We start from the raw sequence: 15,432 nt of genomic DNA, 5'->3' as shown, positions 1-15,432 counted from the left end.
CCTAAAAAAAAACCTTGATGGAGAGGTAATCAATACTGGGATACTAATGAAACAAAATCGGCGTTTTAGATTTTTAAGAAAAAACAAGCAGTCGCAGAAAGCCAAAAATGAATCGACTAACTACCTGTTTTAAGGAATAAAATCCCAAGTCAAACTCGGGTCTAGAATTTCCGGAAATGAATGAAATGGGCGGCTGTCAACTCATCGGGGGAAGTTAACACACAACTCTCTCTAAAGTAGCTGAGGACACTCAGCTTGTTCGGTGTTTATATATTGGACTGAACTTCACTACGATAATTTGCTGGAAGTTGTCCAAACATGCCTTTGAAGTGTCTACTGAAGTAACTATGAGATGTAAAGCCAACCCGATAAGCAATTTCAGATATTGGGCTTTGTGTTTCCACCAGCATACGACGAGAGTTCTCTAATCTGACTTCCCGAACGAATTGCATGGGTGTTTTATCCAGATATTTTTTGAATCGCCGCTCTAGTGCACTAACCGATAAACTCGCAACCTCTGCCAAATCTTCAACCGCAATTGGCTGACTATAGTTATTTTTTATGTATTCAACTGGCCTTTTAAGTTTATCCATTCTAGAGAGAGTCTTAACCGTTTCTTTAAGGTCTCGAGCTACACCATAGGTTCCTATGATTTCTCCATTGGCACTCTTTAATGGGCGCTTTGATGTCGTAAACCAAACTAACTCGCCTGTTTTACCAATATTCAATTCCAGACGATCTGTAATCGTCTCTCCTGACATCACCCTTTTGTCATCACGTATATAGTTTTTAGCGAGATAAGAAGGGGAAAAATCCATATCTGAACGGCCAACTACCTGATGTAATGACCTGCAGCCGACATGCTCAATAAATTCCCGGTTACAATGCACCACATAGCCGGATTCATCTTTTACCCAGAAAATAATATCTGATATAAGGTCAAACACCGCAATGATCTGCTGCGTAGAGACCTGTTCCAAGACTGATTTATACTTCATTATTCTTATTTACATTTTGTATAAAACTGGAATATAGCTGAGCTTACTGGCTAACCTCTTAAAAATTAACAAACTCAATAAGTTTTTCTAATCAAGACACTAAAAGTATCAAAATGCCCCCTCTCTACACTCACCCCGCACTTCTCCCCCATATGGGGAGATAATTCGCTCAATTTCAAAATAACCACGCTCGCAGAAACCGGTTTCTATCAACTTCTGCTCCAGAGCCCAATCAAAATAGGCTTCTACCCGACGACTTGAAGGGCCACCGCTCTCCACTGGCCCTCTCGGCATACGGGACTGAGCACTGGAACCTGCCACAACTGGCGCAGGGATATCACGCTGCTTTCCCTTTAGCGTAAAAGTAAAACGCTTGGCGCCATTGGGAGCAACTTCTGTCTCAAAGGATTCCTTCATTCCTGGTATCGGGCTGTTACTGGTACAACCTGTTAATATCAGGGCAATTGCCAAGCCCCCAAATAGTCGTATTGGGGATAATGAGGAGTTAAATTTATTTTTATTCAGCACAGCAAGCCCTCTTGGCTCATCAATAGCTTCCATAAAAGGCTATTAGCCTCAGGAGACTTTATCAATTATTTGAATACCACGGTTTTATTGCCATGGATAAATACCCGCTCCTGCAACAGTAACTGCAGTGCGCGGGACAAAACCAACTTTTCCACATCGCGGCCCGCATCCGCCATGGACTCCGCCGAATAGGCATGATCCACATGTATTACATCCTGTTCAATAATCGGGCCCTCATCCAGATCATCAGTCACAAAGTGAGCGGTGGCACCGATAATTTTAACTCCGCGCTCATAGGCCTGCTGATAGGGCTTGGCCCCGATAAAGGCCGGCAGGAAGGAGTGGTGAATATTAATAATTCGGCCAGCATAATGAGCGACAAACTCCGGGGTGAGTACACGCATATACTTGGCCAGAACCAGGTAATCCGGATTGTACTCATCTACCAGAGCAGCCACTTTTTCCTCGTGCTCGCTGCGTTTCAGGTCTTGTGCCGGTACACAGTGGAAGGGAATATCAAACTTCTCTACCAACCCACCCAGGTCTGGGTGGTTGCCAATCACAGCGGCTATCTCAACATCCAGTGCGCCCGAATAGCACTTCATCAAGATGTCACCCAAGCAGTGAGGCTCGCGTGTCACCATCAACACCAGGCGCTTGCGTTTGGTGGACACCAGGCGCCGCTCGGCTCCCTGCGGCAGGGCCATATCCAAATCTTCCAGGAAGGTAGTGTCGTTGAAGATACCTTCCAGGGCGGTGCGCATAAAAAAGCGGCCCTCCGCGCGGTCTACAAATTCATCATTCTTGATGATATTGAGCTGGTGCTTGTAGCAAATATTGGTAATCTTCGCGATCAGGCCCTTATCATCGGGGCAGTCGGTTAGCAGTATCTTCTTTTCCATGGTCGAATTTCAGGCCAAATATCCAGAGTTCAGACTATACACTATGCCGTCTAATCGATTCAGCGATCCATTCCGGGGAGAACATGGATAAAAACCTTTACGCAGATCATATGGCCACCCTGTGCCGCCGCTACGATGAAATATTGGAGTCCTGCGGCTTCGATACCCTGAATGTATTCAGCGGTGCACCCAGGATGCAGTTTCTGGATGACAACCCCTACCCTTTTAAGGTCAATCCCCAGTTCAAGGCCCTGGTACCGATCACCGACAACCCCAACAGTTGGGTGATCTTCAGGCGCGGGCAGAAACCCAAACTCTTGTTCTATCGCCCGGTGGACTTCTGGCACTATGTCCCACCCGCGCCACAGACCTTCTGGAGTGAGCTCTACGATATCGAGCTGTTGAGTAAGCCAGCAGATGCCCGGGAATTCCTAAACGCGGATAACGCCGCCTTCATTGGTGAGGCCGACAGGTTCCAGGACTGGCCACTCGGTGAGATCAACCCCGAAATCCTAATCAACCGTCTACATTGGGCGCGTGCCAACAAGACCCCTTATGAAGTCGCCTGCCTGCGCGAGGCCAACCGCATTGCGGTGGCAGGGCACCGAGCCGCTGAACTGGCTTTCCGCGGTGGCGCCAGCGAGTTCGAGATCAACCAAGCCTACTTGAGTGCTACCGGCCAGGGCGAGAACACCATGCCGTACGGCAATATCGTGGCCCTCAATGAACACGCGGCGATACTGCACTACACCCACCTCTCCACCCAACGCCTGCCCGGCACAGAATTAAAAACCTTTCTGATCGACGCCGGGGCCGATTGCAATGGCTATTGTGCGGATATCACCCGGACCTATAGCTATGCCGACAGCGAGTTCGCTCAGCTGGTGGCATCGATGGATGAAAAACAGCTGCAACTGGTGGACGGCCTCAAGCCCGGTCTGCCCTACCCGGATCTACACCGCCAGTGCCATCTGAAAGTTGGCGAATTGCTGGCCCAGTTCGATATCATCAAATCTTCTGCCGAGAGTGCGGTGGAGTCCGGATTAACCCGGCCATTTATGCCTCATGGTCTGGGCCACTTCCTCGGTCTGCAGGTACATGATGTGGGTGGTCACCAGAGTGGCCCCGATGGCGGTAGCACACCCCCACCTGCGGAGTACCCTTTCCTGCGCACCAGCCGCACTATTGAAGAAAACCAAGTGTTTACTATTGAGCCGGGGCTCTATTTTATCGATAGTCTGCTTGCGGAATTGAAAGTCTCCTCCCTTACCAGTGAAGTTAATTGGAATAAGGTTGAAGAGTTCCGCCCCTACGGCGGCGTGCGTATTGAGGACAATATTGTGGTGGGTGCCGAAGCGAACGAGAACCTCACCCGCGCCTGCGAGGCAGAGTATTAATGCCATAGGTAAACAAATACTCTAACTCGCTCTCGCCAAGAGTAAGGCAATCTGGCAGGTTTTGCTGTCTTCCAGGTTGCCGGATCTCCTCAAGCTCTCCCTCACCCTTAACAGGTAAAATAAAAAACCACTGAGGTTTATCCCAACGCCCTGTCGCCCTGATTCATCCTTCTGCCGAAATTACTCCTAAAGCCATCACTCTCTGTACTGCTATCTCTTGCCTGAATAGTAAAAAACAGCCAACCTCCCCTGCGCAAAAACAACAAGAAAGGTTCACCCTATGAAAAAGTCCAGGCTAGCGACACTGGTCGCCGCAGCGGTATTTGCCACGGCCAATTGCGCCTATGCAAAATCAATCGAATATATCTTTTACGATAAAGAGGGTATCGCCGGCAGCGAGGTGATCGAACAAAAGGGCTCGAAAATTTCCGGAGAATTAAAGCTCGGTTGGAATAACCGCCGACTCAATCTAAAGGAAAGCTTCACGATCGGCGCGGCCAAAATGCCCGAGCAGGTCCACATTGAAGGTATCAGCCCCTTTGGCGCGCCAGTTAATGAAGAATTTACACTGAAAGATGGTGTGGCCACTTGGCAAGGCACCGATGAACACGGCAGCGCAAAAACTTCCGAAGCGCAGTTTTATATTCCCAAAAACTCGACTCTGGCCGTACAAACCCAGCTGGTAAAAGCGCTACTTGCCGATAAGGATCACAGCATAGGTTTACTACCCCAAGGACAAGCTCAGCTACACAAGCTGGATCAGCTCACTCTTGAGCAGGGCGATGAGAAGAAAACCGTGTATCTCTACGGTGTGAGTGGCCTGGGTTTTACTCCGGACCTGGCCTGGTACGATGAATCCGGTGATCTGTTTGCTGCCGATGAAGGAGGCTGGTTCGCCATACTGCGCAAAGGCTGGGATAAATCCCACCTGCAACAACTCAAAGAACACCAGGTTGCCGCTTCCGACCAGTATTTACTGGATATCGCCGAAAAGCACACCCATACCTCCGCCCAACCGATCCTGATTAGCAACGTCAATCTGGTCGATGTAGAAGCGGGCAAGCTTCGCAAGCGTCGCCACCTACTGGTGGAAAACGGCAAAATCACCAAGATTAGCCGCCGCCCAATCAAAGTCCAAAACGCCACCCGTATCGATGCCAAAGGCCACACCCTGATTCCCGGGCTGTGGGATATGCACGCACACCTATCACCCACTGATGGTGCCCTGAATATGGCCGCCGGTATTATTAATGTGCGCGATATCGGTAATACCCACGAAAATATTATGCGCATCTCCGGCCTGTATGAATCCGAACAGATTATCGGCGGTGACCTGTTCCGTGCGGGCTTTATGGACAGGGAAAGTGAAAATGCCATGCGCATGGGTAAAACGGCAGATAGCCTGGAAGAAGCCAAGGAAATTGTCGAGTGGTATGCGGAACATGGCTACCAGCAGATAAAAACTTACAGTTCCATGGAGCCCGAGTGGATCGCACCCTTAGCCAAACATATCCACGAAAACGGCATGCGCTTATCCGGGCATATCCCCGCCTTTATGACCGCAGAGGAAGCGGTGGATGCCGGCTTTGATGAAATCCAGCATATCAATATGCTGTTCCTCAATTTTATGGGCAAGATCGACACCCGCAAAAAACTACGTTTTACCGAAATTGGTGAACATGCCCACGAGCTGGACTTGGAAAGTGCAGAGGTTGATGAATTCCTGGATAAACTCGCTGAGAAAGGTACAGTGGTAGATGCCACGACTACCGTATTTAGCTCTATGTTGCTGCGCCAACCTGGCAAAATAGATCCGGAGTTTGAAGATATCGCCGGCCATTTACCGGTGAATATTCAGCGCGCATTTGTCGGTGCCGAGCTGGATGTAAAACCGGAACACAGGGATGACTACGACCTCTCCGCCGATGCCCTGCTGAAAATGATGCGTAAACTGCATGAGCACAAGGTGACCATGGTAGCGGGTTCCGATGGTATTCCCGGGTTTACCCTGCTGCGCGAGTTGGAGCTCTATGCCAAATCCGGTATACCCGCTATGGATGTACTACGTACTGCCACACTGGTACCTGCCCAGGTAATGGGAGCCGATCAATATACTGGCAGTATCACCGTGGGTAAAAATGCAGACCTGGTTTTACTGGAAGGTAATCCGCTGGAAGATATCAGCGCACTGCGTCGCACCGCATTGGTTATTGAAGGGCAAAATCTCTATCGCCCTGATGAACTGTATCAAGCCCTGGGCATCAAACCATTTCACCCCTCGGTACCATTTGAAATAAATGGTACGACTACCATTGCAGCCAAGTCTGAATAAAAAGACAAAGCGGTAAGCAAAAAAAGAAAAGTAAAAACCGGCAGTCAGAAAGACTGCCGGTTTTTTTATTAGCCAAATATTAGGCCAACTCGCTGCGCACAGTGCGCGCCGCTTCCACCATGTTCAGTAGGGAGGAGCCCACTTCGGCCCAGCTGCGGGTTTTTAAGCCACAATCTGGGTTCACCCAAAGCCGCTGTATCGGCACTACTTCGGCAATTTTCTTCAGACGCTCAACCAGCTCCTCCCGCTCAGGCACATTAGGGGAGTGGATATCGTAAATTCCCGGCCCTATTTCATTGGGGTAACCGCCATTCCTATCGGCAAAAGCACTGAGCAGACGCAGATCTGAGCGGGCGGATTCGATAGTAATGACATCCGCATCCAAAGAGACAATCGCCTCCATGATTGCATTGAAATTGCTATAACACATGTGGGTGTGAATCTGGGTTTCCGCTTTTACCTCGCTACAGGTAAAACGAAAACATCCCACCGCCCAGGCAAAATAATCAGCATGCTCGGATTCACGCAGGGGAACCCCCTCGCGCAGAGCCGGCTCATCAATCTGAATGATTCCTATACCCGCATTCTCAAGATCCAATACTTCCTGGCGTAATGCCTCGGCAATCTGCAAGCAACTTTCACTTCGGTGGATGTCCTCACGAGGGAAGGACCAGTTGAGAATCGTCACTGGACCTGTGAGCATGCCTTTTACCGGCCTTTGGGTCAGGCTCTGGGCATAGCGGCTCCACCCCACCGTCATAGCCTGTGGACGAGAAATGTCACCGAAAATAATGGGCGGTTTTACACAGCGGGACCCATAGCTCTGTACCCAACCATTGCCAGTATGCACAAACCCCTGCAGTTGCTCGCCAAAATACTCCACCATATCGTTGCGTTCGGCTTCACCGTGTACCAACACGTCCAAGCCAAGAATTTCCTGGCGACGGATCGCCTCGGCGATCTCCGCACGCAAATGCTGGGTGTAATCCGACTCACTGATCTCACCGCTGCGATGCTGGCGGCGTACCTTGCGCAATAGGTCCGTTTGTGGGAAAGAACCGATCGTGGTGGTCGGCAACAGTGGTAACTGCCAGCGTTTTTCCTGCAGTACCGCGCGCTCCTGATAGCGCGGTGCACGCCAGCTGTCCTGTAAGCGCTCAGTGACGGAGTTGCCGGCGATAGGGTTCTCTGCAGGAGTTACCATTGATGGAACTGGCTCGGCCAATAGTTTTTGCAACTGGGCCAACTCCGCTAACTTCTGGCGACTGAAGGCAAGCTTTTGTTTTTGCTCAGCCGGCAACGATGTTTCGGTATCCAAGTCCACCGGACTGTGCAGTAGTGAACAGCTGGCCGAAACCCATAGGCGCTCGCCCAAACGATCCGCCAGAGGCTTCAACTGTGAGTGCCACTTCTGCAAATCCGCTCGCCAAACATTGCGGCCATTCAGTACCCCCGCGGAAAGTACCTGATCTTCCCCAAGCAACTGCGTGGCTTCCGCAAGCTCCTCTGGCGCCCGTACGCAGTCAATGTGTACTCCCGCAACCGGCAGGGAAAAAGCCAACTGCAGGTTTTCCCGCAACGGGGAAAAATAGGTCGTCAGCAACAATTGCAAATTTGCCGTGTGGTTGAGTTGGGCATACACAGCGTGAAACGCTTTGCGCCACTGCTCTGGCAAATCCAAGCCGAGAATCGGCTCATCAATTTGCACCCACTCCACCCCCAGGCTTTCAAACTGGGAAAACAGCTCGGCATAGCAGGGCAATAGATTGGCGAGCAAATCCAGAACATCATCAACACCCCGCCCCAACCAGAGGTAAGTGAGCGGCCCGAGAACCACCGGCTTGGCCTTATAACCCTGGGATTGTGCTTCACGTATTTCTTCCAGCAACCAATTACTATCCAGGGTAAAAGTTTGCTTCTCGTGAAGCTCTGGCACTAAATAGTGATAATTGGTATCGAACCACTTGGTCATGGCACTCGCCGCAACCGGTTGACCGGAGGGCGCGCGGCCGCGGGCCAGACGAAAGTACTGGTCCAATTTATTGTTCGCAGCCCCTTCGGCAAAGCGCTCAGCAACCACACCAAACATCAGCGAATGATTAAGCACCTGGTCATACCAGGCAAAATCGCCAACCGTCACTGAATTGAGCCCCTCACTTGCCTGGGCCTGCCAGTTCTCCCGGCGAATACTCTCACCAACCTCCAGTAGCCGCTGCTGAGATATTTCACCGCGCCAATAGGCTTCCTGAGCTTTCTTTAGTTCGCGATCAGCGCCGATGCGCGGATAACCAAGGACATGCGTTTGCACCATTTTCTACTTTCCCAAGTCCGTTCCTGTGAGAGGGGCCAAGCCCTTTTTTCCTGCCCACACATGTCGGCGCTATTTGTCTACCGATTGCGGCTTCACCACTTGTGAGGCTTAGGACTTGATTGTGTGCCTGCAATGTTATTCAATCAATTTCATATTTTTTGCCATAAACATGAATAATTTTAATAATGATAGAAATGCGCCATCTGCGCGCCCTCTCTGTTCTGCGTGAGACTGGCAGCCTGGTGCGCGCCGCTGAGCATCTACACCTGACCCAATCGGCCCTCTCTCATCTATTCCGGGAAATGGAGGAGCGCCACAACCTGCCACTATTTGTGCGTAAATCCCGCCCTCTGCGCTTTACCAGCGCCGGCTTGCGCCTGCTGCAGCTGGCCGATGACATATTGCCGCGCGCGGCTCTAGCCCAGCGAGACTTGGCTCGGCTGGCCTCCGGCCAGTCGGGACGCTTGAATATCGCGATCGAATGCCACAGCTGTTACCAGTGGTTGATGCCGGCTTTGAATACTTATCGCGACGACTGGCCCGAGGTAGAGCTGGATCTGTGCAGTGGCTTTCACTTCGCACCGCTACCAGCCCTTACCCGCGGTGACTTGGATCTGGTGGTCACCTCTAATCCAGACCGGGATTTGAAAGGCATCCACTATCAGCCACTATTCAGCTTTGAGATGTGCCTAGCACTCAGCCGCAAACATCCCCTATTGCAAGATGATGCCAAACGCCGCTGGGTGACTCCCGGGGAGTTGGCCGGGGAGGTACAGATCACTTACCCGGTGGAGCGGGAGCGGCTGGATATTTTCCAGAATTTCCTCGAGCCCGCTGGCATCGAGCCCGCGGGTGTACGCACGGCAGAGTTGACGGTTATGATGGTGCAGCTGGTAGCCAGTGGCCGGGGTGTCTGCGCTCTGCCCAACTGGGCCTTGCACGAATATCTGCAAAAAGGATTTGTGGCGCAGCTGCGTCTGGGAAAAAAGGGTCTATGGAGTACCCTTTATGCCGCCGTACGCGAGGAAATGCTGGAGCAAGCCTATGCCGCTGACTTTCTGCGGACCGCCCGGGATACCTGTTTTAGCCATCTAAACGGGATTCGCGCGGCGAGTTAAGCGGACTAGCCACTACTATCAGCAACAGATAACTGGAGCGGGTGCACACGCCCGCCGCAACCTAACGCCCGCGCTGGGCGCTGCTTTACAGGAGACGTTCTATGTCCACAACGAATGATCGCTGGAACTCAGTGAGTAAAGGCTTACATTGGCTGTTTGTGATTCTACTACTGGCGGTATGGGGCGCCGTAGAGCTGCACGAATTCTTTGAACGCGACGATCCAATGCGCGGCTGGTTTATGCGCCTGCACTTCTCTCTGGGTGTCGCGGTGTTAATGCTGCTGGCAGTTCGTCTCTACTGGCGTGCGCGCCACAAGCGCCCGCAGATCCAGGGCCGCTCCTGGCAGAAGGCCTTATCCAACCTGACCCATGGTGCTCTCTACTTGGTTTTACTGGCAATGCCGGTTTCCGGTATCGCGATGCGTCAGCTGTTCGGCAGGGATACAGAGTTTTTTGGCCTTTTTGCCCTACCGCGCCTACTGGCAGAGAATTCAGACCTGGGCAAACAGCTCGGCTTCCTGCATAAGGATGTTCTGTGGCCGGCCCTGCTGATATTGGTGGGACTGCATATCGCCGCCGCGCTCTGGCACCACTTCGTCATGCGCGACAGCACTCTGACCCGTATGCTACCGCAGCGCTAAGCACAGCTACCCTAGATTTGCGGCATAAAAAACGGCGCTATAAGCGCCGTTTTTTATGCCTCGGGATTCCCAGGGAAAAGATTACTCCCCGCCATTATCCCGTTTGAACTTGGGCTTGCCCTTCGGTTTGCCCTTGGGCTTACCTTTTGGTTTGCCCTTCGCCTTAACGGCCGACTCATCGAAACGGGAAATCTTCATGGGCTTACCAGCCACCCGTACCTTCTTCAGATGCTGGAAAATTTCCTTGGGCATACCTTCCGGAAGGTCCACGGTGGTGAAGTCTCCATAGATCTCAATACGACCTATAAAGGAACTATCCAGATCCACCTCGTTGGCAATGGCACCAACGATACCACCCGGACGCACACCGTGCTCGCGACCAACTTCGATACGGTAGCGCTCCAGCCCCTCATCGGGTGCTGGCATCTTGCGGTCTTTTTCATAACCGTCTTTCTTACGACGACGCCCTTCAAAATCATCGTCCCGCTCGCGGCGTTCCCTTTCCCTGCGCGGCTTGGACTCTTGCTCTTTGATCAGCAGCGGCTGGTCACCCTGGGCCATGGAGGCCAAGGCAGCAGCGACATCCAGTGGGTCCACTTCATTCTGGGCGAGGAATTCCTCCACCAGCAAGCGGTAGGGTGCCAAGTCTGTCTGGCCTTCCAGGGTTGCGGTAATACGCTCGCGGAAGCGCTGCATACGGGCACTATTAACCATCTCGGCACTGGGTAACTCCAGCTTCTCAATGGGTTTCTTGGTGGCCTTCTCAATAACACGTAGCATACGGCGTTCACGCGGCGCCACAAACAAGATGGCATCCCCTTCACGACCGGCGCGGCCGGTACGGCCGATACGATGAATATAGGCTTCGGTATCGTAAGGGATGTCGTAGTTGATCACGTGGCTGATACGCTTCACATCCAGTCCTCGCGCTGCCACATCAGTGGCCACAACGATATCGAGCTTGCCGTTCTTAAGCTTATCGATTACCTGCTCGCGCAGGTTCTGCGCCATATCGCCATTCAGGGCGGCACTGGCAAAACCGCGCGCGGCCAGCTTGTCTGCAAGCTCAACAGTGCTGTTTTTGGTGCGTACGAAAATAATCGTGGCATCTACTGGCTCGGCTTCGAGGATACGAGTCAGGGCATCCAGTTTATGCAAACCGCCCACGGGCCAGTAGCGCTGGCGGATGGTCTCCGCAGTCTCTTGCTTGACACGGATTTTGACTTCAACCGGCTCGTGTAAATGCTCGCGAGCTATCCGAGCGATCTCTTTGGGCATGGTGGCGGAGAACAGCGCGATCTGGCGCTCTTCCGGAATCTGTTCCAATACCCACTGCACATCGTCGATAAAACCCATGCGCAACATTTCATCGGCCTCATCCAGCACCAAGGTACTCAGATTGGAGAGATCCAGGGAACCGCGACGCATATGATCCATCACTCGGCCAGGGGTACCCACCACTAGCTGCACACCGCGTTTTAATTGTTGGATCTGTCCACGATAGTCGGCACCGCCATAAATTGGAGCCACGTGGAAGCCTTTCAGGTTAGAAGCATAAGCCTGGCACGCCTCAGCTACCTGGATAGCCAATTCACGAGTCGGCGCTAGTACCAAAGCTTGAGGCCGACGGTTTTTCAGATCCAGTTTGGACAGTAAAGGCAGTGCAAAAGCAGCTGTTTTGCCGGTGCCGGTCTGGGCCTGGCCCAGCACATCGCGATTCTCCAACAGGGAGGGGATTGTCTGTGCCTGAATCGGAGAGGGGGTCTCATAGCCCAGTTTTTCGATGGCAGTTAGGATTTCAGGCGGCAGGCCCAGCTGGTCGAAGCCGGCCGGTTTTGGGGTATCGGTCATTTCGGAATTCACTTGAAGCCTAAGTCCCTGTCGTGGGACCGGAGCGGTGGGTCAAAAGGTCGCGCAGTCTAACAGGTTAGGCGTCCCAGATCAGCCTGTTTTTTAAGCAGATATCAGAAGAAAGCCACAACAGCTGCGAAATCTCGGCCCCACAGTGGGAGAATGATAGAAGAGAAAAGACCAGGCAGGGGCCGCAATCTAGTGAAAAAACCACTGAACACTCATTTTGCATCGGTCCTGATATTAGTGCCGACAGGCTTTGATAGCGGCAAAATGGAGTCTTTTCTACCAACTTCCTTCAAACGGGCACAAACCCTGTCCACTGTCGACTTAAGCCCTCGGGAAAAGCTGCCATCCACCTGTGTGCGCTCATACAGATAAGTATGAAAACGCCGGAAAAAATTGATGTCTACCGGCTCTGGCTGTTTCCAGAAACTAGAAAGGCTGCCCTGGTGCGTCAAACCCGGCAAATCATATAAGGACCGCCCCATTACCTTGGTAGGCACCTTGTGAAGCAGTGCGGAAATGCCCACAGTACTGTTGATAGTTACCACACCCCTTGTATGGTCCAACAAGGTCGGTAAATGCAGATCATGACAATAAATCACCCGCCCACTTATCCGATAACGCGCTTCCAGTACACTGATCAGCCTTTGATAGTGGCAAAAGCCGCGGTCCATCGGATGGTGCTTAAAAACAATGACCGTATCTTCAGGCGCATTTCGTGCAAAAGATTTACACACGACATCTATCGCATTCTCAATCGAGAGCAGGTCAGAATGCTTGCGCAACTGAAAATCATCGCAGGTCTGCAGAGGAAACAGGTAAAAACGGCCACTGTACTTTCCAGTCATCTGGCGGATAAGGCCGCGCTCGTTGAACTTATAGAGCCCCTTACGATAAAAGCTTCTCAGCCAACAGACGCCCTCCTGTAACCAACTGCGATTCCGGTGATGGCGATAACTGGCAAACTCTGATTGGGCAAAACGCATAGCCAAGTAATAAGCAGATGCGAAGTAGGCACGCCGCCAAAAAGTATGACCAACTGGCGCCGCCGGGGTACAGCCTCTAGGGAGATATTGGTCTATTGCCTGCCTGGACCAATCAGTTGAGGAAAAAGCATTAACCCCACCCCACTCCATAGTGACAAAATCGGGGCGCAGATAGCCTTCCTCGAAAACGATAAAAGCAACTCCCATCGATTGGCATACTTTTTTGGCGCTTTCATGCAGCCTTCTGCAGTCGCCATATGCAAAAACCGTATCAGCGCCATGCTCAGAAAGATAACGACGAAAAAAAGATGGCCAGTCAGCTTCTCTACCGGTGAAATCTACTTGGTAGTTCCCCCAGCCAAAGTAGCGATCACCTCCATTGAAGTTGATCTTGTGGGTAACAACACCGAGTTGCGAAAACCGCTTTGCCAGCTGGGCAAAAAACGGGCCATGCGGTCCCTGTAAAAATACTGCCACAGACATGAATAGGCCTACTCCGGAGTCACCCTACTAGGGGCATTGAAACTGAACAATGAAACATCAAGGGTACGATCGATAACTCATCACATACAAACCACTGCTATAGCAGACCAATAAACATCGCAACAAGAAACACAAAGCTGGTCATTCAATAGCCCAAAAATTTCCAAATAAAAAACGAACATCGATTGTACAGGCACTAAGTTAGCGGCATAAACAGGTCTTCAGGATACATTACCGCAAATTTATCCATCAGGCGATAGCCTGAAAAGCCACCTTTAGAGACAAGTTTGCCCGATAAATAACGATGCGGGCCTGTGGATACTTCTCTGGTAAATTGATGCAGATTCAAAATTCATTTCAGTAATGGGGTTGGAAGAAGGCTCTATAGGAACCGGAATAGACACCAGTAGCCTTCACTTTATATATAGCAGAACAGATGACTCTCTGAGATTGCTCATTTGAAGAGTGTGGCGTACTTCACGGACGGCTATTCTAGAGAGTAAAGAAAATAATGCCAAGACAACCTATTACACGAGGAACTCGCCAGCAATGTTCGTCTCTAGCGGGTTTAAAATCCTCTAATATATTTCAAATAACTTGATGCGCGCTCACTTTTTCAAGAGCCAACTTTTTCTCTGCACTACAGTGCCCAACTTAAAATAAAATGTATTTCAATCGATTGCATTCAGAATTATTCAGACTCAAGTATTTTGGAAGCCATCACACTTTTAGCACGATTAAAGGTACCAAAATAGTTACTCTGTTCTCCTCCTTCTGTTTTCCGGCTATCAATCTTCATCAACGCCTTCTTCCATATCCACTCAAATAGCAACGCTGTTGATCTCGGAAAAGGGGTGAACAAGGGGTTAAATGGGTTATCACGCGCCTGCATCCAAACCGTCATTCGGTGTGACTTTTGTAGCGCCCTACCACGGCAATGGAAACCATAAACATTGCCAATGATAAGCGTATTTTTCGGCACGGATAGCTTCTCCGCTTTAAAACCCATTTCAGCCAGTTCCTGAGCACTTACGCGAAATGAGCCATCCCAATAGCGCCCTGGAGCACGATCGGCCCCTTTCTTACATGCTTCCAAACTCTGCCTGTATTCCCATTTGAGCCGCTTCCATGTCAACCGGTTGGAACCGGGAACATAAACAAATGAGCCATTAGTATCTGAAGAATCATCTATGTATAACCAGGCTTTTACACATGGATGAAACGTGTCTGCATGCAAATCCCGCTGAGGATCTGGCCGTGGAATGACGTTCGCATGGTTACATAAATTTTCAATATAAAAGAGTGGAGGTCGATTCTTTGAAGAACAATAACGCATCAATCTATCCAAACCTTTATGGGAATAAAGCCTTTGAAAGTTTGGTGTTTTAGCTCTCTCCGTAGAGTCCATAAAGACTCGTTGGGTAACGGTAGTTCCCTCAATAACCTCTCTGACAGGGGCCTTCAGCTCAGTCAACTCTTTAGTCAAGCGTTGAAACTCAGCCTGAGAAAGAAAATTTTTCTTAAGTAAATAACCATTACGTATGAATTCACGCCGATCTTCTGAGGAGACCAAAGGAGATAATAGTAAAAGACGAAATCGAAAAAGCAGGTGGGCCAGAATAACTCTGATCACATGTAACCCACAGCGATTTAAGAAGCTATTGCCCAGCAGGGGATTATTCTTAAAACTTTTACCCCAGCTGAGCAACTCAAAAATCCACTTTGGTACTTTCCAGCTTAGCCCAACCATAGAACGCCACATAACACTCCCCAAATTAAAATATGTTCTAAGCAGGTTTTACCCCTCCCACAAAAAAGAGGGAGGCCCAACAAAATCAAACACTCAAAACCGACTTATATTTGTTGCCAAATTAATTGA

The 15,432-nt window shown here is 50.7% G+C and carries 11 protein-coding genes; 4 read left to right on the top strand and 7 right to left on the bottom strand.

Features of this window, described 5'->3' with window-relative positions; translation table 11 throughout:
• Window positions 1-266: 266 nt before the first annotated feature.
• The 3 genes from ACJJIO_RS14240 to purU form a co-directional block, all read right to left on the bottom strand.
• Window positions 267-998 (bottom strand): PAS domain-containing protein, encoded by a 732-nt coding sequence (locus tag ACJJIO_RS14240; protein ID WP_444882582.1) that lies wholly within the window; start codon window positions 996-998, stop codon window positions 267-269.
• 108 nt (window positions 999-1,106) lie between these two features.
• Window positions 1,107-1,559, bottom strand: coding sequence for a hypothetical protein (locus ACJJIO_RS14235; protein ID WP_444908853.1), 453 nt, complete (start codon window positions 1,557-1,559; stop codon window positions 1,107-1,109).
• Window positions 1,560-1,591: 32 nt separating this feature from the next.
• Window positions 1,592-2,428, bottom strand: a complete 837-nt coding sequence (purU, locus tag ACJJIO_RS14230) for a formyltetrahydrofolate deformylase (protein ID WP_444882584.1) — start codon at window positions 2,426-2,428, stop codon at window positions 1,592-1,594.
• A gap of 83 nt (window positions 2,429-2,511) precedes the next feature.
• On the opposite strand from purU, the gene pepQ reads away from it, so the two are divergent.
• Window positions 2,512-3,825, top strand: a complete 1,314-nt coding sequence (gene pepQ / locus ACJJIO_RS14225) for a Xaa-Pro dipeptidase (protein WP_444888166.1) — start codon at window positions 2,512-2,514, stop codon at window positions 3,823-3,825.
• Window positions 3,826-4,105: 280 nt separating this feature from the next.
• On the top strand, window positions 4,106-6,157 hold the full coding sequence (locus ACJJIO_RS14220) for an amidohydrolase family protein (protein ID WP_444888165.1): 2,052 nt from the start codon (window positions 4,106-4,108) through the stop codon (window positions 6,155-6,157).
• Window positions 6,158-6,236: 79 nt separating this feature from the next.
• Here ACJJIO_RS14220 and metE read toward each other — a convergent pair whose 3' ends face one another.
• Window positions 6,237-8,468: a 5-methyltetrahydropteroyltriglutamate--homocysteine S-methyltransferase gene (metE, locus tag ACJJIO_RS14215; protein ID WP_444908852.1), complete on the bottom strand. Its 2,232-nt coding sequence runs from the start codon at window positions 8,466-8,468 to the stop codon at window positions 6,237-6,239.
• 185 nt (window positions 8,469-8,653) lie between these two features.
• Between metE and ACJJIO_RS14210 the strand changes: the two genes are divergently transcribed.
• A complete protein-coding gene (locus ACJJIO_RS14210) occupies window positions 8,654-9,586 on the top strand; it encodes a LysR family transcriptional regulator (protein WP_444908851.1) in 933 nt (310 codons plus the stop codon).
• Window positions 9,587-9,687: 101 nt separating this feature from the next.
• Complete coding sequence (locus ACJJIO_RS14205) at window positions 9,688-10,227, top strand: cytochrome b (RefSeq protein WP_444888162.1); 540 nt, start codon at window positions 9,688-9,690, stop codon at window positions 10,225-10,227.
• A gap of 81 nt (window positions 10,228-10,308) precedes the next feature.
• Here ACJJIO_RS14205 and ACJJIO_RS14200 read toward each other — a convergent pair whose 3' ends face one another.
• The 3 genes from ACJJIO_RS14200 to ACJJIO_RS14190 all read right to left on the bottom strand — a co-directional run bounded on the left by ACJJIO_RS14200 (window position 10,309) and on the right by ACJJIO_RS14190 (window position 15,315).
• Complete coding sequence (locus ACJJIO_RS14200) at window positions 10,309-12,078, bottom strand: DEAD/DEAH box helicase (protein ID WP_444882590.1); 1,770 nt, start codon at window positions 12,076-12,078, stop codon at window positions 10,309-10,311.
• A gap of 221 nt (window positions 12,079-12,299) precedes the next feature.
• Window positions 12,300-13,553, bottom strand: a complete 1,254-nt coding sequence (locus ACJJIO_RS14195; protein WP_444898952.1) for a capsule polysaccharide biogenesis protein — start codon at window positions 13,551-13,553, stop codon at window positions 12,300-12,302.
• 691 nt (window positions 13,554-14,244) lie between these two features.
• Window positions 14,245-15,315: a phytanoyl-CoA dioxygenase family protein gene (locus ACJJIO_RS14190; protein ID WP_444908850.1), complete on the bottom strand. Its 1,071-nt coding sequence runs from the start codon at window positions 15,313-15,315 to the stop codon at window positions 14,245-14,247.
• Window positions 15,316-15,432 lie beyond the last annotated feature (117 nt).

The sequence above is a fragment of the Microbulbifer mixtoriginis (SeqCode) genome, from assembly GCF_052467235.1.
This window is presented reverse-complemented; position numbering and strand designations above follow the sequence as displayed.